General features: G+C 68.6%; 20 protein-coding genes. 5 read left to right on the top strand and 15 right to left on the bottom strand.

Features of this window, described 5'->3' with window-relative positions; all coding sequences use genetic code 11:
- Window positions 1-79: 79 nt before the first annotated feature.
- The 14 genes from FHU39_RS00205 to FHU39_RS00140 all read right to left on the bottom strand — a co-directional run bounded on the left by FHU39_RS00205 (window position 80) and on the right by FHU39_RS00140 (window position 11609).
- Window positions 80-1186 carry a LolA-like protein gene (locus FHU39_RS00205; protein ID WP_183317881.1) on the bottom strand — a complete coding sequence of 369 codons (1107 nt, stop codon included), beginning with the start codon at window positions 1184-1186 and terminating at the stop codon, window positions 80-82.
- Window positions 1187-1229: 43 nt separating this feature from the next.
- Window positions 1230-1742, bottom strand: coding sequence for an SsrA-binding protein SmpB (smpB, locus tag FHU39_RS00200; protein WP_183317879.1), 513 nt, complete (start codon window positions 1740-1742; stop codon window positions 1230-1232).
- A gap of 171 nt (window positions 1743-1913) precedes the next feature.
- On the bottom strand, window positions 1914-3275 hold the full coding sequence (locus tag FHU39_RS00195) for a M23 family metallopeptidase (RefSeq protein WP_183317878.1): 1362 nt from the start codon (window positions 3273-3275) through the stop codon (window positions 1914-1916).
- 10 nt (window positions 3276-3285) lie between these two features.
- Window positions 3286-4206, bottom strand: a complete 921-nt coding sequence (ftsX, locus tag FHU39_RS00190; protein WP_183317875.1) for a permease-like cell division protein FtsX — start codon at window positions 4204-4206, stop codon at window positions 3286-3288.
- A gap of 4 nt (window positions 4207-4210) precedes the next feature.
- Complete coding sequence (ftsE, locus tag FHU39_RS00185) at window positions 4211-4960, bottom strand: cell division ATP-binding protein FtsE (protein WP_183317873.1); 750 nt, start codon at window positions 4958-4960, stop codon at window positions 4211-4213.
- A gap of 518 nt (window positions 4961-5478) precedes the next feature.
- On the bottom strand, window positions 5479-6594 hold the full coding sequence (gene prfB, locus FHU39_RS00180; protein ID WP_183317871.1) for a peptide chain release factor 2: 1116 nt from the start codon (window positions 6592-6594) through the stop codon (window positions 5479-5481).
- Between the two features lie 138 nt (window positions 6595-6732).
- Window positions 6733-6912, bottom strand: a complete 180-nt coding sequence (locus FHU39_RS00175; protein WP_183317869.1) for a methionine aminopeptidase — start codon at window positions 6910-6912, stop codon at window positions 6733-6735.
- A 47-nt stretch (window positions 6913-6959) separates the two neighbouring features.
- The gene (locus tag FHU39_RS00170; protein ID WP_183317867.1) at window positions 6960-7439 is read right to left on the bottom strand and encodes a hypothetical protein; all 480 of its coding nucleotides are present in this window, start codon (window positions 7437-7439) and stop codon (window positions 6960-6962) included.
- Window positions 7436-7921: a pilus assembly protein gene (locus FHU39_RS00165; RefSeq protein ID WP_246336118.1), complete on the bottom strand. Its 486-nt coding sequence runs from the start codon at window positions 7919-7921 to the stop codon at window positions 7436-7438. The genes FHU39_RS00170 and FHU39_RS00165 overlap by 4 nt, the downstream gene beginning before the upstream one ends.
- On the bottom strand, window positions 7918-8334 hold the full coding sequence (locus FHU39_RS00160; RefSeq protein ID WP_343065669.1) for a TadE/TadG family type IV pilus assembly protein: 417 nt from the start codon (window positions 8332-8334) through the stop codon (window positions 7918-7920). The genes FHU39_RS00165 and FHU39_RS00160 overlap by 4 nt, the downstream gene beginning before the upstream one ends.
- Window positions 8335-8338: 4 nt before the next feature.
- Window positions 8339-8563, bottom strand: a complete 225-nt coding sequence (locus FHU39_RS00155) for a hypothetical protein (protein WP_246336117.1) — start codon at window positions 8561-8563, stop codon at window positions 8339-8341.
- 33 nt (window positions 8564-8596) lie between these two features.
- Complete coding sequence (locus FHU39_RS00150; RefSeq protein WP_343065668.1) at window positions 8597-9529, bottom strand: type II secretion system F family protein; 933 nt, start codon at window positions 9527-9529, stop codon at window positions 8597-8599.
- Complete coding sequence (locus tag FHU39_RS00145) at window positions 9526-10389, bottom strand: type II secretion system F family protein (RefSeq protein WP_425484745.1); 864 nt, start codon at window positions 10387-10389, stop codon at window positions 9526-9528. Before FHU39_RS00145 ends, FHU39_RS00150 begins: the two co-directional genes overlap by 4 nt.
- Entirely contained in the window at window positions 10386-11609 is a 1224-nt protein-coding gene (locus FHU39_RS00140) for a TadA family conjugal transfer-associated ATPase (RefSeq protein ID WP_183317865.1), read from the bottom strand. The genes FHU39_RS00145 and FHU39_RS00140 overlap by 4 nt, the downstream gene beginning before the upstream one ends.
- A gap of 261 nt (window positions 11610-11870) precedes the next feature.
- Here FHU39_RS00140 and FHU39_RS00135 point away from each other — a divergent pair, with 261 nt between their 5' ends.
- The 3 genes from FHU39_RS00135 to FHU39_RS00125 all read left to right on the top strand — a co-directional run bounded on the left by FHU39_RS00135 (window position 11871) and on the right by FHU39_RS00125 (window position 17392).
- Window positions 11871-16118, top strand: coding sequence for a type VII secretion EssC family protein (locus tag FHU39_RS00135; RefSeq protein ID WP_183317863.1), 4248 nt, complete (start codon window positions 11871-11873; stop codon window positions 16116-16118).
- 81 nt (window positions 16119-16199) lie between these two features.
- Window positions 16200-16778, top strand: a complete 579-nt coding sequence (locus FHU39_RS00130; RefSeq protein ID WP_183317861.1) for a hypothetical protein — start codon at window positions 16200-16202, stop codon at window positions 16776-16778.
- Window positions 16775-17392 carry an RES domain-containing protein gene (locus FHU39_RS00125; RefSeq protein WP_183317859.1) on the top strand — a complete coding sequence of 206 codons (618 nt, stop codon included), beginning with the start codon at window positions 16775-16777 and terminating at the stop codon, window positions 17390-17392. The genes FHU39_RS00130 and FHU39_RS00125 overlap by 4 nt, the downstream gene beginning before the upstream one ends.
- Window positions 17393-17426: 34 nt before the next feature.
- Here FHU39_RS00125 and FHU39_RS00120 read toward each other — a convergent pair whose 3' ends face one another.
- Window positions 17427-18023: a DUF2249 domain-containing protein gene (locus FHU39_RS00120; RefSeq protein WP_221185072.1), complete on the bottom strand. Its 597-nt coding sequence runs from the start codon at window positions 18021-18023 to the stop codon at window positions 17427-17429.
- A gap of 57 nt (window positions 18024-18080) precedes the next feature.
- Here FHU39_RS00120 and FHU39_RS00115 point away from each other — a divergent pair, with 57 nt between their 5' ends.
- The gene (locus FHU39_RS00115) at window positions 18081-18425 is read left to right on the top strand and encodes a cupin domain-containing protein (protein ID WP_183317855.1); all 345 of its coding nucleotides are present in this window, start codon (window positions 18081-18083) and stop codon (window positions 18423-18425) included.
- The gene (locus tag FHU39_RS00110; protein ID WP_183317853.1) at window positions 18422-19033 is read left to right on the top strand and encodes a helix-turn-helix domain-containing protein; all 612 of its coding nucleotides are present in this window, start codon (window positions 18422-18424) and stop codon (window positions 19031-19033) included. Before FHU39_RS00115 ends, FHU39_RS00110 begins: the two co-directional genes overlap by 4 nt.
- Window positions 19034-19039 lie beyond the last annotated feature (6 nt).

Below are 19039 nucleotides of genomic sequence, written 5' to 3'. Positions count from 1 at the left end.
GCTTACTCGGCCACCGCCACTCGCGGACTCAGCCGAGGCTCGTCCCTCGCCGCTTACTCGGCCACCGCCACTCGCGGAATCAGCCGAGGGCGGCATACAGGGTGGTCGGCTGGACGGCACCGACGGCGAAGTGGCCGTCGTCGGTCAGGACCGCGCTGAACAGAGCGGTGTCGAGCAGGTGCCCGCTACCCCATCTCCCGGAGACCTTCGGCAACAGCCGCAACATGCCCTGCAGCGAGTCGTCCTTCGTGTTCGCAGTCGATTTCATCGGCACCTGACCGACGAGCACCGACGACCAGGCGGAGCCGACCACTCGCGGCGCGGCCACCTTCGGGTGCATGGCGCGCGCAGGTGCCTTGTGGTCGTTCATGTTCGGGGTGGTGATCTTCGCGCCCGGCGGCGGCGTGAAGTCGAACCTGCTGGCCGGCGGGGTGCCGAAACTCAGCGACGTGAAGCCGACGTTGATCGCGGCCTTGCTGGCACCGCGGGCGAAAACCTCTGCGCGCAACGGGAGGTGGTGCTCGGCGTCGATGGCGATGCGGACCGAGCCGATCTTGGTGGCGGAGGTCTTCGGGGTCAGCACCAGCTCGTATGCCGCCCGTCCGGCGACGCGGTCGTTGCTGGTGGTGCTGACCTTCGTCGTCGGGTCGAGCATCTGCAGGATCCACTTCGACACACCGTCGGGGCTGCTCAACTGCGCGGGCAGCGAGGCACCGGTCGCCGGCGCCTTCTGGTGGGTCATCGCCTTCCCGGAGGGCGCGGCGAGGTGCAGCACCGACTTGTCCGCGCTCTTCCAGAGCCAGACCCCGTGCGGGCCGGTGATCAGGTCGGTCTCGGCGGAGTCCCCGAGCACCGCGATGCGGGACGAGACCTTGCCGTCATACCAGACCTTGGCGGTGTGGGTGCCGGAGAGCAGGCCGACCGGACTGGTCGGGTCGCCGCCCGCCATACCTTCCGGCAGCTGTGGCAGGCCGAGCGACATCGTCGCGGTGACCGTGCCGGACAGCGCGACGGGTTGCGCCCGCTGCAGATCGGTCAGCAGCTGCGCGGCCGTGCGCGGCGGCAGGTTGGTCGAGGCCTCGGCCGGCCAGTGCGCGGCGACCTGGGAGCCGGCGAGCACCAGCGCGAGCGCGGCTCCGGGTGCGGCCCAGCGGAGCACCGGATGACGACGCAGTGACGCGTTCATCCATCGATCGTAAGTCGGCGGACTGAAAATTGCCGAAGAATAGTCACCGCGACTGGACATGCGCGCGGCGCACCGCACGCGACATCGCCCGCTCGGCCTCGCGGTTGTCCTGCCGCTCCCGCAGTGCCTGTCGCTTGTCGTACTGCCGCTTACCCTTGGCCAGTGCGATCTCGACCTTGACGCGCCCGTCGACGAAGTAGAGCGACAACGGGATGAGCGTGTGGCCCGCCTCCTGCGACTTGCCGAGCAGTTTGTCGATCTCGTGCCGGTGCATGAGCAGCTTGCGGCGACGCCTGGTGGCGTGGTTGGTCCAGTTGCCGTTGATGTATTCGGGGATGTGGACGTTCTCCAGCCAGAGTTCGCCGTGCCGTTCGTCGGCGTAGCCGTCGACCAGGGACGCGCGGCCCATCCGCAGGCTCTTGACCTCTGTGCCGGTCAGCACCAGTCCCGCCTCGATCGTGTCCTCGATCAGGTAGTCGTGGCGCGCCTTGCGGTTGGTGGCCACGACCTTCTTGGTCGGCTCGTCCTTGGTGGACTTCTTCGCTTTCTTGGCCATTCGGACAGTCTACGAAGCGGTCGCAACCGGGTTTTTCGCGCCACCGCGTCGTTCAGTATGCCGATCGCGTCGTATGGCGCGCGCCCGGCATACCCATTAGACACCGCCGCCTCCCCGGTATGCCGATCGCGTCGTATGGCGCGCGCCCGGCATACCCGAAACGTGCGGTGGTCAGGAGATCCAGGGGATGGGGTTGACCCAGCGACCGTTGGCCAGCACACCGAAGTGCATGTGGCAGCCGGTCGAGCGGCCGGTGGTGCCCGAGTAGCCGATCAGCTGGCCGGTGCTGACGTGTTGCCCGGCGTGCACGACCGCCGATCGCTCGAAGTGCGCGTAGTAGCTGGCCAGGTTGACGCCGTCCCGGTAGCCGTGGTCGATCAGCACGAAGTTGCCGCCGGCGCTGTCCCAGCCGGTCTGCACGACGGTGCCCGAACCGGCCGCGTGCACCGGTGTGCCGCACGGGTAGGGGAAGTCGTCGCCGGCGTGCAGCATCCACACGTGCAGGACCGGGTTGAGGCGTTCGCCGAAGCCGGACACGATCGACCCGATCGCACCGGGCGCCACCAACACGCCGCGACTGGTGGCGGTGCTGGAGCCGCCGGAACTGCCACCGCTGCTACTGCCGCTACCGGTGCTGGGTGGTGCGGGTGGTGGTGTGGCCTTGCGGGTGGCGGTCTCCCGGGCGCGCTTGGCCGCCTTCGCCGCGGCGATGTTGCGCTTGCGGATGATCGCCGCCAGCCGCGCGGACTCCTTCTTCTGCGTCTTCAGGCTGGCCAGCTCGATCGTCTTCTGATGGGCGAGCGCCTTCTTGGCCTTGCGTTGCTTCTGCTGCAGCTTCACCACGTTGTCGCGGGCGGTGGTTGCCTTCGTCTTCGCCTTTTTGGCGGCGGTCTGGGCGTTCTGCGCCTTGATGGTCAGCGTCGCGATGCGGCGGCGGGCGGCGCCGAGCCGGTCGTTGGCCGCCGTACCCGCCGCACGCTCACTCGACAACTTGGTGAGCACGCCGCTCTGCTGGCGCATGACCATGTCGGCGACCGACAGCTCGGAGGTGACGTCGCCGTTGCTGGTGAGGATGTTGAGGGTGAGTTGCAGGTTGCCGAGCCCGCCGGACATGTAGCTCTGCCGGGCGATGCCACCGACCATCTTCTTGGACTTGGCCTCGGCGACCTTGTTGGTCCTCAGCGCCGTCTTGTTCTTGGTCTCGTCGGCCTTGGCGATGGCCAGCTGGGAGTTCATGTCACTGAGGTGGTTGTTGGCCGCGGTCAGTGTGGCGTCGGCGCTCTTGAGCTTCTTCTGTGCTGCGGCGACCTTCTTGTTGGTCGACACCAGCTGCTTGTTGACCCTGACCAGCGCCGCCGACGTGTCGTCCAGGTTGCGTTGCGTGCTGGCGATGCTGCCGTCGACCTTCTTCTTCTTGTTGTCGACGCTGTCCGCTGTGGCGGGTCCGGCGATGGCGGTGCACATCACCGCCAGCGCGCAGCCGGCTGCCAGCAGTCGGCCACGACGACGTCCGGTGCGATCGCGAAACGACATACCTGACTCCTCAGACTCGCAGGTAGCGGCGCAGGGTGATCCACGCCGTGGCAAGGGCGATCACGACAGCACCGGCGAACAGCCAGGGCGCGAAGTCCCAGACGTCGGCGGTGCTGATCATGCTGACAAGGGTCCCGGTGGACCCCGAGTCGTTGAACAGGCCCTCGACCCCGTAGTGGACGAGTGCCCAGAGCAGTCCCACCGCGAGCGCGGCACCGATCAACGTGGCGAGCAGGATCTCGATGACGAACGGCAGGTAGATGACGGTCGACGACGCACCGACCAGCCGCATGATGCTGACCTGTCGGCGCCGGGTGTAGGCGACCTGGCGGATCGTGGTGGTGATCAGCAGGATCGCGCAGATGACCATGACGACGGCGAGCGCGACCGCACCGACACTGATGACGTGCAGCAGTTTGAAGAAGGTGGACAGGACGTTGCTCTGGTCGCTCACCGCCTCCACGCCCTGCTGTCCCTCGAAGGACGCGACGATCTCGTTGTACTTGTTCGGGTCGGAGAGTTTCACCCGGTATGACGAGGGCATCGCGTCGGCGGTCACGTCCGAGAGGTAGGGGCTGCCCCGGAACTGCTTCTTGAAGCGGTCGTAGGCCTGCTGCGAGCTCTCGTAGTAGACGTGCTCGACGAGCGGTTCCATGCCGTCCAGCTGGCTCTTGACCTGGTCCTTCTGCGCCTGGGTCGCGGCACCGTCGGTGCACGACTGGACACCGGTGGACTGGTCGGTGCAGAAGAAGATCGAGACCTGGACCTTGTCGTACCAGAACCCCTTGGCGACGCTCACCTCGCGCTGGGCGAGCAGCCCGGCCCCGAGGAAGAAGAGCGAGACCATCGAGACCAGCACGACGGAGATGATCATCGAGGCGTTGCGGCGGAACCCGTTGCCGACCTCGCCGAGCAGGAATGTCAGGCGCACGGGATCAGTCCTCGCCCTGCTCGAGCGCCCGGGCCGCGCGTTCGGCGGCCCGCTCGCGTTCGCGGGTCTCGTCCCGGTTGTAGCCGCCCTCGGCCTCGTCGCGGACGAGTTCGCCGTCCTTCAACTCCAGCACCCGCTTCTTGAAGACGTCGACGATCCCCTGGTCGTGGGTGGCCATCACCACGGTGGTGCCGGTCTTGTTGATCCGGTCGAGGACTTTCACGATCTCCGCACTGGTCTCCGGGTCGAGGTTGCCGGTCGGCTCGTCGGCCAGCAGGATCGGCGGCTTCTTCACCACAGCACGTGCGATCGCCACCCGCTGCTGCTCGCCGCCGGACAGTTCGTGCGGCAACCGGCTCGCCATACCGTCCAGACCCACGAGATCGAGGGTCTCGGGGACCAGTTGCTTGATCTGGTGGCGCTTGCTGCCGAGCACGCGCAACACGAACGCGACGTTCTGGTAGACGGTCTTGCCCTCCAGCAACCGGAAGTCCTGGAAGACGACCCCGATCTCGCGACGCAGCGTCGGGACCTTGCGCTGCGGCATCGGCACCAGCTCGCGGCCGGCGACCAGGACGGAGCCCGCGCTGGGCGTGATCTCGCGGGTGATCAGCCGCATCATGGTCGATTTCCCCGACCCGGACGCGCCGACGACGAAGACGAATTCACCCCGGTCGATGTCACAGCTGACGTCGTCGAGTGCAGCGGCGCCGCCGGAGGCATACCGCTTGGTGACGTGTTCGAGTCGAATCATCTGGGGCAGAAGGCCTTTTCGGGGTCACAGGTCACTGGCCGCACAACGGTATGCCGAGCGTCGTTCACGATCGCTCAGGCGCGCCCACAAGTCTCAAATTCCCCAGGATCCTCAGCGGCCACACGGATGGTCGGGCGGGGGCGGGGGTCATACCTCACCCCAGTGGGGACTCCGGCACGCGTCAGGCCCGGATCCCGGTCATACCTCTCCCCTGGGGCGACCTACGCACGCGTCAGGCCCGAATCCCGGTCATACCTCACCCCAGTGTGGACTCCGGCACGCGCCAGGCCCGGACCCCGGTCATACCTCTCCCCTGGGGCGACCTACGCACGCGCCAGGCCCGGATCCCGGTCATACCTCTCCCCAGTGGGGACTCCGGCACGCGCAAAGCCCCGATCCCGGTCATACCTCACCCCAGTGGGGACTCCGGCACGCGCCAGGCCCGGATCCCGGTCACAGCTCCCCCCTGGGGCGACCTACGCACGCGCCAAGCCCGGATCCCCGGCGAGACGCCACGCTCACTCCGCGTGCGCCTTCTCCTGGCTTCGCTTCCACCGGACGCCTGCCTCGATGAAGTCGTCGATGTCTCCGTCGAACACCGCATCGGTCTTGCCGACCTCGAACTCGGTACGCAGGTCCTTGACCATCTGGTAGGGGTGCAGCACGTAGGAGCGCATCTGGTCACCCCAGCTGGCCTTGATGTCGCCGGCCAATTCCTTCTTCTCCGCTGCTTCCTGCTCCCGGCGAAGCAGCAACAGCCGCGACTGCATGACGCGCAGGGCGGCGGCGCGGTTCTGGATCTGCGACTTCTCGTTCTGCATCGAGACGACGATGCCGGTCGGCAGGTGCGTCATCCGCACGGCCGAGTCGGTCGTGTTGACGCTCTGACCACCCGGACCGGAGGAGCGGAAGACGTCGATCTTCAACTCGTTGTCGGGGATCTCGATGGAGTCGGTCTGCTCGATCAGCGGCACCACCTCGACCGCGGCGAACGACGTCTGCCGCCGCCCCTGGTTGTCGAACGGGCTGATCCGCACCAGCCGGTGCGTACCGGCCTCGACCTGCAGGTTTCCGTAGGCATAGGGCACATTGACCTCGAAGGTCGCGGATTTGAGGCCGGCCTCCTCGGCATACGAGGTATCCATGACCTTGGTCGGGTAGCCGTGCCGCTCCGCCCAGCGCAGGTACATCCGCAGCAGCATCTCGGCGAAGTCGGCCGCGTCGACACCACCGGCGCCCGAGCGGATCGTCACCACGGCCTCGCGCTGGTCGTACTCGCCGCTGAGCAGCGTGCGGACCTCGAGTTCGCCGACCGCCTTCTGAACGCTGGCCAGCTCCTTCTCGGCCTCGGCCAGCGTCTCGGCGTCGTTCTCCTCCTGGCCCATCTCGACCAGGACCTCGAGGTCATCAATCCGGCTGTCCATGGTTTCCACGCGCTCGAGTTCGCTGTTCGCGCGCGAGAGGCTGCTGGTCACCTGCTGGGCGTGCTCGGGGTCGTCCCAGAGGTCTGGTGCGGCGGACTGCTTCTCCAAGTCGGCGATCTTGGTGCGCAGCGAGTCGAGGTCGGTCACCTCACGGACGGAGTCCATGGTGGTGCGCAGTGCCTTGATGTCGGCGGGGAAGTCAGTAGCCACAACCTGACAGCCTACGGCGTCGGAAAATGTATGCCGCAGGCAGCGCGTCGCGGCCCCGGCCGCGCCTGCTGCGCAGACCTCCCTCCTTCGTCGGGAGACCTGCTTCGCCCTGAGCCTGTGGTCGCTCGCTGCGCTCGCTCAGCGGTCGTTCCACTCCTCGTCCTCCGCGTCCCACTTGGCCGTGCGCTCCGCGGCGGTCTTCAGCGCGTTCCGGGCGGCTTCCTCGGTGTCGTAGGGACCCATCAGGTTGCCGTGGAACAGGTGGCTCTTGTCGGACTCGACGACTTCGTCCTTCTCGACGTCGTACCAATAGGCCATGGTGGCTCCTTCGCTCCGTGTGGTCGTGCCGCCCAGCCTATGGGCGATCAGTGCACGTGTGCCTCGGCGCGCGACTGCACGGTGACATGGACGTCGCCGAACAGGCCGGACATCACCCCGCCGAGCAGCGGCGGGTGGACCACCGCCGAGACCCGGACGACCGCGACGCGGGAATCCTGTGCACCGGTGCCGTCGACGACCTGCCAGCCCAGCACATGGGCGGGCAGGTCCTCCCGCGCAAGAGTCGCGCCGGCGACCTGCCGGACGGACGCGTCGGACAGCGTGAGCTGCGACCCCACACCACCGGTGTAGAGACTGCTCTCGTCGGCCGCGTCAGCGGCATTGGCGGCCGCCGCGTCGGCGGCATCGATGACCTGCAGCCGGGCGAGTTGTATGGCGGTGACGTTGATCCCGCCGACGATCAGCATGCCGAGGATCCCGAAGAGCCCGGCGATCAGCAGCACGACGCGACCGCGGTCGTCCGCCCGCCGAGGCAGCCGCGCCAGCAGTGTCGCGAACGGTCTCATGGCGCGCGGTAGTGGTCGACGACTTCGGCGTGCCGCGAGTGGAGGTGGATCGTGGACGGCACGACCCCGCGGAGGAAATCGGGGATCAACGGCAGGTCGACATCCAGGTCGGTGACGCTGTCGATGACCGAGTCCGGACTGAGGCACGGCTGCCTGCTGCAGCCGATGTGCATGCTCCCCCGTCCGGCGAAACCCTGGTCCTCGAAGGACATCGCAGCGGCCGCCTGCGCCCGCGCCTGCCCGGACGCCGTGTCCGGCGCGGTCACGAACATCCTGGACGACTCGCGGGCCGCCGAAGCCACGGCGTAGGCACCGGCCTGCAACCGCGCCAGCGAGATCACCAGGTAGAAGACTGGCAACGTCAACAACAACCCGATGACGATGAATTCGATGAGCGCGCTGCCGGTTTCGGCATCGCGTTCGTGCACGAGACGGCTCAGGCGGCGGACAACGGGCGACCGGCGCAGCCAGGAAACGCTCATGGCTGTGCCTCCTGATAGGCCCGCCCGGACACCGTCAGCGACTGCGCGGGACCGAACGGACCCACGATCGGCAGCGGAGCCCTCACGGTGACCTTCACGACTCGCGCACCGCCTTCGGTCTCGACCGAGGCCGAAACGTGCCCGGCATACCGGCCGGACAGTCCGGTCGTGATGAGGTCGACGGTCCGCTGCGCGCCCATCGCCGGCGTGGCATCGGCGCGAGCGCCGTACCGGGCCCCCTCCGCGGCGTTCTCGATGAGCGTGTTGCGGACGTAGAGCGAGAAGCCGACCTGGAACGCGGCCAGGAAGAACACCACCACCATGGCCCCGACGAGGGCGAATTCAGCTACCGCCGAGCCGGACTCGTCGTCCCGCAGGCGTTGCAGCACCGTCTGCGGGCAACTGGCCCGCACCCGCCTACTTCTTCCCGGTGACGCCGTTGACGGCGCTGCTGAACAAGCTGGTCAGGGCATCCTGCGCGGTCGCCCAGAGCACGGTCACCAGACCCGCGGTCATGATCGTGATCAGCACCCAACCCGGCACATCGCCACGCTCACGGTCGGCGGCTGCGTCCGCGACGCGTTGCTGTGCGGCATACACCGCTCGCCTGGTGCGGGACTGCAACTTTGCGATGACAGTCATGGTTCCTCCTGTGTTTCGATGGGTTGCGACGGGTCAGATGGACATGTTGAGGACGTCCAGTCCGGGGAAGATGGCGAAGAGGACGGTGACCGGGAGCACGAGGAACACGACGGGCACCATCATCATCAGTTCCCGACGGCCGCCCAGCTCGATCAGCTGCTGTTTGCTGGAGTCTCGCGCGTCCTGGGCCTGTGCTCGCATGACGTCGGCCAGGGGTGTCCCTCGCTCGACGGCGATCACGATCCCGTCGACGAACCGCGACAGGCTGGGTATGCCGGTGCGGTCGGCCAGGCCCTGCAGCGCCTCGGGCAACGACGACCCGGACCGGGCGTCGACCAGGCAGCGGGCGAGTTCCCCGGACAGCTCACCCGATGACAGGTTCGCGACGCGCTCGAGCGCAGCGGCTGCTCCTTCCCCGGCTGTGACCGCGAGCGCCAACATCTCTGCGACCGCTGGGAATTCGGCGAGGATCTGTTGTTCTCGTCGCTCCGCAGCGCGGGTCAGCAGCTGGTCGCGCAGCACCACCCCGACGCCGAATGCGATCACCAGGATCAGCACCGCTCGTACCGGCGAGCCGTCGCCGCCGACATAACTCAGCGAGACGTAACAACCACCGACCAGCATGGCGCCGAGTCCCCAGAGCGCCTGCTGGGCGCGGAAGCCCTCGAGGTCCGGCGGCTGCCCCGCGCGCTCCAGTCGCGTCCGCACCGATGTCGCACCGCCGAGCAGCTGGTCGACCACGTGCCCGAGCCGGCGTAGCACCGGGGCCAGCACCTGGTTGACGTCCAGGCGGTCGGTCGGGGTCGACAGCAGCCGTGACGGCAACGGTGCGTCCCGCACATAGGGTTCGATGCGTGCGTTCAGGTCGGGCTTGCGGTGCATCGGCAGACCCACGTAGATCAACACCGCGCCAACCCCGGCGACTGCCCCGAGCAGCGCGCCGAGCCAGGTGTAGGTCGCGATCACCGCAGCACCCTGGCCTCGACCGGCAGGCGTCCGATACGGCGCATGATCCGGTAGGCGACGAACGTGACGGCGGTGCCCACCACAAGGACCACGACACCGCTCGGATCACGGTAGGCCGCTAGCGAGTCCCCACGAGTTGCGAGCATTGCCAACACGATCCACGGCGCAGCAACGGCCAGCCGTGCCGCATTGACCGTCCACGACTGCCGCGCTTCCAGCTCTGCCCTGGTGCGAGCGTCGTCACGCAGAAAGGTCGAGAGCGTGCGCAGCAGCTTGCCGAGATCCGTGCCGCCGACTTCGCGCGCGATGCGAAGCGACTCGATGAGCCGGTCGGCGACCGGATCGCTGAGGCGCGCCTTGAGCGCGTCGAGACATTCGTGGAACCGTCCCGCTGCGCGGTAGTCGTGGGCGAACTCGGCGAACGCCGGCCGCAACTCCTCCGGGCCACGGACCGCCAACTGCGACAGCGACTCGGGCAGCGCCAGCCCCGCACGCACAGCCGAGGCGATGTGGTCGACCACGTCTGGCCACAGGTCCCGCAGTTGGGATCGGCGTCGGCGGGCTTTGCTGCGCACGAAGGCGATCGGCCCGTATGCCGCGAGCCCCGCGAACGCCACCGAGATCGCCGGGACTGCGGTGACCGCCATGACGAACAGCAGCACGACCGCACCGACAGCTCCGGCGATCCACAGCAACCGAGCGGTCGTCAGACCGCCCAGGCCCGATTGGACGACCTCGTCGGACAGGCGCTCACGCAGCGAGGCTCCGGAGCGTTGCCGCGTGGCCTCCTCCCGCGGCCAGAACGACCACCAGATGCACAGCAGCCCCGCACCGAACATCAGCGGGAAGATGACGTTCACCGGTCCCCCAGCAGCTCGGCGACGTCGTAACCGGCACGGTGGAACTGCTCCTCGTGCGTCGGGAAGCCGCTGCCGCGCACCAGGCGCCCCTCGCGGTGGACGTAGATGTCGGCGAGCTCCACCACATCCCCCTCGACCCGGCCGGGGACGGCGACGATCTCGCGGACACGACGGGCACCGTCGCGATCGAGTGCGATGTGCACGACCAGATCGATCGACGCGGCGACCGTCGGCACGACGAACGTGGAGCTGACGTTCGGACCGGCGAGGAGCGGGAGCGTGCACATCTTGACGATCGCTTCGCGCGCGGAGTTCGCGTGCAGTGTCGCCATACCCGGGAGTCCTGAATTCAAGGCGATGAGTAGGTCCAGACTCTCGGCCTGGCGCACCTCGCCGACGATGATGCGCGAGGGCCGCATCCGCAGGGCCTCCTTGACCAGGCGGCGCAGCGGGATCTCACCGGTGCCTTCCAGGCTCGGCTGGCGGCACTGCATGGCGGCCCAGTCACGCAGGCTGAGTTGCAGCTCGAAGACCTCCTCGCACGAGACCACGCGCTCCATCGAGGGGATCGCGCTCGCCAGACAGTTGAGCGTGGTCGTCTTGCCGGACTGAGTTCCCCCACTGACGATCACGTTCAACCCGGAGGCGACGGCGGCGGCCAGGAAGCGCGCCGCGGGGGCCGTGATCGTGCCGAGCCGGACGAGGTCGTCCAGCCGTCGTGCCCGGGCGACGAACTTGCGGATGTTGATCAGCCAGTGGCTGCGGGTGATGTCCGGGATGGCGACGTGCAGTCGGCTACCGTCCGGCAGCGTGGCGTCGACGAAGGGCGAGCTGAGATCTATCCGGCGCCCGCTGGGCTTCAGCATCCGCTCGACCAGCGTCCGGACCTGCTCGGACGTCAGGATCGTGGGTGTCAGCTCGGGCACGCCCTGGCGTGCGACGAACACCCGCTCGGGTTCATTCACCCAGATTTCCTCGATCGACGGATCATCCAGATAGGGCTGCAAGGGGCCGAAACCGAGGACCGCGTCGAGCACGCGCTGGGTGGCCTGCTCCCTGTCGCCCAGCGGCGCCAGACCGCCGTGCAGGCTGCGCTCCTCGTAGTCCTGCACCGCCTCACGCACCAACCCGTGCAGGATGTGCTGATCGTGGGCAGGGTCGAGTCGCTGCCGACGGATCAGCTCGCGGATCTCGTCCTCGATGACCTCTGCGCCGTCCATCGAGCACCTCCCCAGAAACTCGCCCCATATACAGGGCGAACGTGGACATACAACACAGGAAACCCCCAGCATTGGCCAAATAAGACCAAACCTTTACAAAGCCCTTACCTTGCGCGACGGGGCCCGGGCCTCGAGCCGGGGGCGGCCCGGAGCACCCGTCGCGCTCTCAGCATGGCGCAGTCGACACCAGCGAAAACAGTTATCCACAGGGAGATGCCTTCATCCCAGCGCCGCGGACCCGGGCCATCCCAGAATCCGGTTATGCCGACAGACACCACGAACCACCAGGAGCCCACTTCACGCGCCATTCGCCTGCGACTCGTCGCCCTCGACGGAACGGCGGTCACCGCCTGCGTTCGCGCAGGAGAGCGGGCGACCTGGGCCGAGATCCGCCAGGTGATGCGCACCTGCGGACTCACGGTGCCCGATCGGTTGTATGCCGGCAGCGACCTCCTGGACGACTCGACGAACCTGGGTCATCACCCGTTGTACAACGGCGTGCAGCTCTCACCGGCGCCCACCGCCGCGCAGGCGCCGCACCTCCTCGATCTGGTCGTGACCGAAGGACCGGATGTCGGGGCCCGGACCGCACTCAGCGCACAGGTGCAACGGATCGGCCGGGGCCCTTCCAGCTCTCTGGTGTTGAGCGACCCGGGTCTGTCCCGAACGCACCTCGTCGTCGGTGTCGACCAGGGCCGGGCGATGGTGTCCGACGCCGGATCCACCAACGGCAGTCGCATCGACGATCACCGACTGGATCCGGAACGACCCGTTGAGGTGCGTGCCGGACAGCGGCTACGCGTCGGAAACACAACCATCGCGCTGGAGCGCGCATTGCACGTCGCGGAAGCCGTGGCAACGGACGAGTCCTGCCGGATCCGCTTCCAACGAGCCCCACGCGTCCCACTTCGCCTGACCGCCACAACACTCGAACGCCCCACTCCCCCGGTCAAGCCCGAGCGACATCGGGTGCCGTGGCCGCTCATCGTGCTGCCGATGCTTGTGGCGGTCGGCATGGTCCTGCTGCTGCACAACGCGATGTTCCTGATGTTCGCCCTGCTCGGGCCGGTCATGATGATCGGACAACACCTGTCCGACCGGCAGGGCGGAGCGAGCCGCGTCAGGCAGCAGCGCGCCGAATACGCCACGGCACTGACACTGCTCGCCGACACCCGTCGCGGTGTCAGCACCGACGAACTCACGATCCGCCGCAGGATCGCACCGCCGATCAGCGACGCGTTACGCGCCGCGGCGACGCGTGACAGCCGATTGTGGGCGCGGTCCCCGACGCATGACGACTACCTGTCGTGTCGCATCGGTATCGGGACGATCCCGAGCCTGATCCAGGTCTCGGGTGGCGGCGCACCCCCCGAGACGGTGACGCTGCTGGAAGCTCCGATCACCCTCTGCCTGAACGACTCTCGGATCATCGGCCTGACAGGCCAACCCATCGAACGACTGCGTCTGGCGCACGGCCTGCTGCTGCAGCTCGCGGCCTGGCAGTCACCCCGCTTCCTCAGGCTCATCGTCGTGTGCGACTCCGCAGCCTCGAGAGCTCGCTGGGACTGGGCCGCGGACCTCCCGCACGTCACTCCCGGGCCACACGCGCCCAGCACGATCCTGGATCTCGAAACGGACGAAACTTCCTGCCAGAAGCTGCTTTCCGACCTCTCCCCCGAGTGCGACGACAATGCCTCGATCACGGACCGCGACCGGCCCGCAGTCTCGACCGTGCTGGTCCTCGACGGCTGGGACACCCTGGGCAAGCGCGCCGAGGTCACCGAACTCTTGGCGGCAACGAAGCGAGGTGGCATCGCGATCATCGCACTCGGCGACGCCGCCGACCTACCCGCGGAGTGCGCGGCATCGATCGAGGTCCGCAGCAGCATGTCCGTCGTCGTCAGCGGCGCCGTCAATGCCTCTGGCTGTCCCGACCTGCCCCTGCCCGACCTGTCGCATACGTTTGCCCGCCTGCTCGCACAGGTCTGTGATGCGACCCCGGACGTCGATGCCGGCGCTGCGCCCGATCGGGCTGCACTGCTGGATGTATGGCGGGCCGACGGCTGCGACCCCACCGATGCGTCGAACGTCGTCGACCACTGGGTCGCTCAGCGCAGGTCCACCGTGGCTCCCCTGGGCGTCTCCGCAGAGGGCTCACTACTACTGGACCTTGCGGCCGACGGGCCACACGCACTCGTCGCCGGCACCACCGGTGCCGGCAAGTCCGAACTGCTGCAGAGCCTGGTGACGTCACTCGCAGTGGCCAACCGGCCCGACGAGATGTGCTTCGTGCTCGTGGACTACAAGGGCGGCGCCGCCTTCCAGGACTGCGCGAACCTCCCGCACACGCTCGGACTCGTCACGGACCTCGATGCACATCTGACCGCCCGCGCCCTCACGTCCCTGGGCGCGGAGGTACGGCGCCGCGAGCAGCTGCTGGGTCACGCCGGCGCGAAGGACATCGAGGATTACCTCCGGCTTCCCGACCTGCCACCCTTGCCGCGTCTCGTGCTGGTGATCGACGAGTTCCGCGTGTTGGCGGAGGAGATGCCGGACTTCATCTCCGGCCTCGTCCGCCTTGCCGCCGTGGGTCGTTCCCTCGGCATACATCTGGTGCTCGCAACACAACGGCCGGCAGGTGTCATCTCCGCCGACATTCGCGCCAACGTCAACCTGCGCATCGCACTGCGGGTCCGCGACGACGCGGACTCGCAGGACGTGATCGAGACCGGACTCGCAGCCGGGATCTCGTCGGCGTCGCCCGGGCGGGCGATCCTGCGTACCGGGGGCAGTCGACCGCTGACGTTCCAGACCGCACGCATCGGCGGCCGCAGCGTGGGTGAGCGCGCGGACATCGAGGTCTCGAAGGTCGTGTCGGCGGTCAGTGCACCGACGCTGCTGAGCGCTGCCCGGACCGCGGACGGTCCGACAGATCTGCAACGCGTCGTCGCGGCAATTCGTTGCGCCAGTGAGCAACTCGGGGTTACGCCACCGAAGTCGCCGTGGCTGCCGCCCCTGTCGGAAGCTGTCACCACGGCGGACCTCACCGGTCCGGCGCACGGCATCCAGGGTGCGCCGTGCGGAACGGATGCCATCCCCTTCGGATTGCTGGATCTCCCGCACGAGCAGACGACCCGGACGGTCTCCTGGGATCTGGAGGCCGACGGGCATCTCGCCGTCATCGGTGGCCCACGCAGCGGGCGTACCTCGCTGCTGCGCACTCTCGCCGTGCAGGCCGCGCTGACCTGGCCGACCGAGGGGTTTGCGATCTATGTCGTCGACACGGAGTCGGCGCTCGGGGTGCTGACCGGCCTTCCGCAGTGCGGTGCCGTCATCGAACGCGACGACGTGGGGCGGATCACCGCGCTCGTCCAGTGGCTCAGCAACGAAATCCGCTCTCGCCGGCAACAATTCGCCCGGGAGAGCGTTACCGAGTTTTCGGAGCACCTGCGCGGCGGCGGGACGCTGCCCCGGATCCTGCTGCTCGTCGACGGCTGGGAGGCACTGAACGACGTCAGCGAGGAGGCGACGCTCGGCCGGATGACCGACGAGTTGTTGCAGGTCATCCGGGACGGGCCCGCCGTCGGGCTGTATGCCGCCGCCAGCGGTGGCCGTGCCCTCGGCACCGGCCGGGTGGCGAGCGACTTCTCCAGCCGGCTGGTGCTGGACCTCGCGGACCGCAGCGACGTGGTGCTGCTCGGCATGAGGGAAGCCGACCTGCCTGCGGCGATGCCACCGGGCAGGGCGGTGATCTGCCCGGCGGCCTTGGAGCTGCAGGTCGCACTTCCCACCGATGATCCGTCCGGGACCGTTGTCGCCCAGTACATCTCACGGATCAGCGGGAAGATGCGCGGCACACACGTGCGTCGGTTCACGCCCGTGCCGAGCAGCTGCAGACGTGGTGACCTACCGGTCGACACGGACCAGGTCTTGGTCGGCATCGGCGGTGCCCAGGTCACGCCGATGGGCCTACCGCTGGGTGGTTTCGGCGAACTGGCAGCACTCATCGCCGGGCCCGTGCGAAGCGGGCGCACCACCACGTTGGCCACGATCGCCCACCAGCTGCGCGACCGGCCGATCTGCTGGATCGACGGACACGGACAGCCCCCCGACGTCCCCGACGTCCCCGACGGCACCGACGTCCTCGACGCAGCGTCACCGGAGACGTTCGCAGCCTGGCTCAACGCACACCCCGGTGGTGCGGTGCTGGTCGACGACCTCGACGACCTGCTGGGCTCCCCCATCGACGACCTGCTCGCCGACTACCTGCAGCACGGCCGTCGTCACGGCGGGATCGTCTGTGCCACCGGACAAACCGACTCCCTGATGAATGCCTTCCGGGGCGCGGTCGCCGAGCTCCGCCGCCGTCAGACCGGCATCATCCTGCAACCGGGCCGCCGCGACGGCGACCTGCTCGGCGCAACCCTCGCGCCGGCAGGACGGCCGCAGCCGGGCCGCGGCGCTCTCGTCATACGCAGTCGAGCGGTGCCGATCCAGGTGGCCGCGTGAGCACGGACAGTACGCACCGCATGCGCAGTCGTCCGACCGGTCACACTGGGTATCACAGTGATACGGCGTATCATGATGAACATGACGTCCATGATCCACGACCTGGACCGTGTGCTGGCCGACCACCGCGCGTCGATGAGTCCGCAGGAGTTCATGGAGATCCTCATCGAGGCCACCGAGTCGACGGACACCATGACGGCCGCCGAGCGGTCCTTCCTCGTCGAGCACGGCGGTGTTCCGGCCGACGCCGTCGACCCGGCGCACCAGACGGTGGCCCTGGTGCGGAACGCCGCCGATACGGCGGCCGCACAACGCCATGCAGTCGAGCAGGGCTACACCACCGGACAGGTCGCGACCAAGTTCGGCATGAAGCCCGCCAACATCCGCCGTGACGTCAGCAACGGGCGCTTGTACGTCGCCGGGCGCGCCCGGACCGGCGAGCACGTCTTCCCGCGCTGGCAGTTCACCGATGACGGACCACTGCCCGGTCTGCGCGACGTGCTTGCCGCACTGCCGGCCGACCACCACCCGCTGGATGTCGCGGCGTTCATGACCACCCCGCAGCAGAGTCTCAACGGCAGATCACCCGCGGCGTGGCTGGCGACCGGGGGTGCCGTGCATGTCGTTGCCGAGCTCGCGGACGAACTCGGTCGTCAGTGACCGGCAAGAACCCGCTGCGCCCGACCCGGGAGCTGATCAGCCGCCCCGGTGACGTCCTGGAATACGACCGCGCGCTGTGGCGGATCCACCGCACCCAGGGCACGCACCGGCAGCGATGGGACCAGTTGCGCGACTTCGGGCCGCTGCGATCGATGCGCTGGGACCCGCATCCCGAACCGGCCCGCACCCAACCGGACTGGGCCGTCTGCTACGCCAGCCCCGACGTGGAGACCGCGTTCGCCGAGGTCTTTCAGGCGACCCGAGCGATCCACCTCTCCGCTGCCCGGGCATTGGTCGGCTGGCTGCCGTCACGGAAGCTGCACCTGCTGGATCTGACCGGCCAGTGGCTGCTGCGCAACGGCGCCTCCTCGTGGCTGGCCGGTGGCCGCAAGGACGCATGCCGCAACCGGTCCCATGCGATTCGGAGCACCTGGCCCGATCTGGACGGGCTCTACGTGCCCTCGAGCATGAACGGCGAGCCGTCGGTCGTGCTGTACGCACCCGCACGCGACGCCTTCCCGGCGGACCCGCAGGTCGCCCGTCCGCTGAACAGCCCCGCACTTGCCGGAACGATCCGGCACGCCGCGGCGGCGCTGCAGTGGCCGATCCGCTAGCTCGGCACTACACCCGAAGCGCGCCATCCAGACGTCAGTGACCCAGCGACAGCTCCTGGCGACGGCGCTGCACCAGCAGCACCCGCAACCCGTCGTCCCCGGCGGCGAAACCCCGCTCCGCGCCCGCCGGGACGTGCACCAACGCCCCTGGCGTCAAAGCGATCTCACCGACCTCGGTCACCAGTCGACCGCCGCCGGACAGCACCGTCACCAGCACGTCCGAGCCCGGCCCGTGGTGCGGCTCCAGCGCGACACCCGGCTCCACCTCGAGCACGCTCGCGTCCAGGTCGCGGTCGCGACCACCGAGGCGCCATACCGCGCCGTCCGCACCCGGTTGACCACCCAGGTCGTCCGCCTGACCCAGCAGCCGCGGCGTCGGCGCACTCGCCCGCCGGGTGATCCGGATCTGCCAGTCGCGCATCTCCTCGTTGAGGTACTCCCAGTCGTAGCCACCCGGCCACTCCTGGTCGAACTCGTCGTGCAGGTGCTTCGGGTCGTGGTCGTTGACCAGCACGAACGACTCCCCGACACCCAGCTCCTTGAACCGGCCGAAGATCGTCGGGTGCTTCAGGGGCTTGCGCATACCTCGCACGTCGAGGACTGCATCATCGGCAGGGCTGGTCGCGGACACGGTGCCTTCTTTCGCTCGGGACCTTTTCCACATCGGTGAATTGTGTAAATTCTAAGCATGGCAGACACCCCCGCAGCCCTCGGATCCCTCGCCGACGATCTCCTCTCCCGTGCCGCGGAGGCGTCCAGCGGCCGGGCGACCCACGCGTTCCACGCCGCACCGAAAGGCGTGCTCAGCCAGGTCGTGCTGGCCCTCATGGCCGGCCAGCACCTGTCCGAGCACGAGAACCCCGGCGAGGCGTTCCTGCACGTGCTGCGCGGCCGGGTGCGGCTCACCGCGGGCGACGACTCGTGGGAGATGGGCGCCGGAGAGCTGATCGCCATACCGCAGCACCGGCACGCGCTCGAGGCGCTGGAGGACTCGGTCGTGGTGCTCACGATGGCCCGGGTGACCTCGTTGTGACCACGCGGGCGACGGTCCTGCAGATCCTGCGCGACGCCCCCGAGCCCCTGCCGATCGCCGAGGTTGCCGCGCGGGCCGGGGTGCACGTCAACACGGTGCGCTTCCACCTGGAGGCGCTGACCGACAGCGGGCTTGTCGAGCAGCTACGTGCCGAGCCGACGGGCCCGGGGCGGCCGGCGACGCTCGTCCGCGCCGTCGCCGCGATGGACCGCACCGGTCCGCGCACCTACCTCCCGCTGGCCCAGTTGTTGCTCGACGATGTCGCCGCCGGGCCGCGGCCCAAGGAGCACGCGCGGCGGGCCGGGCGGCGCTGGGGACGACGCGTCGCCGAGGAGGTGTATGCCGACCACCCGGAGCCGGTCGACGGCCTGATCGATGCGCTCGGCGAGCTCGAGTTCGCCCCGGAGAGAACGAGTTCCACCGAGCTCGAGCTGCACCACTGCCCGTTCCTCGAGCTCACGACGCCGACCGGCGGCCTCGTGTGCGCCATCCATCTCGGCCTGATGCAGGGTGTCCTCGACGGAGCCGGCAGCGACGTGCGGGTCGAGCGGCTCGATCCGTTCGTGCGTCCGGACCTGTGCTGCGCCAGGCTCAGCGCCGCCAGCTGAGCGACG

The organism is Flexivirga oryzae (assembly GCF_014190805.1).
Classification (GTDB): Bacteria; Actinomycetota; Actinomycetes; order Actinomycetales; family Dermatophilaceae; genus Flexivirga; species Flexivirga oryzae.
This window is presented reverse-complemented; position numbering and strand designations above follow the sequence as displayed.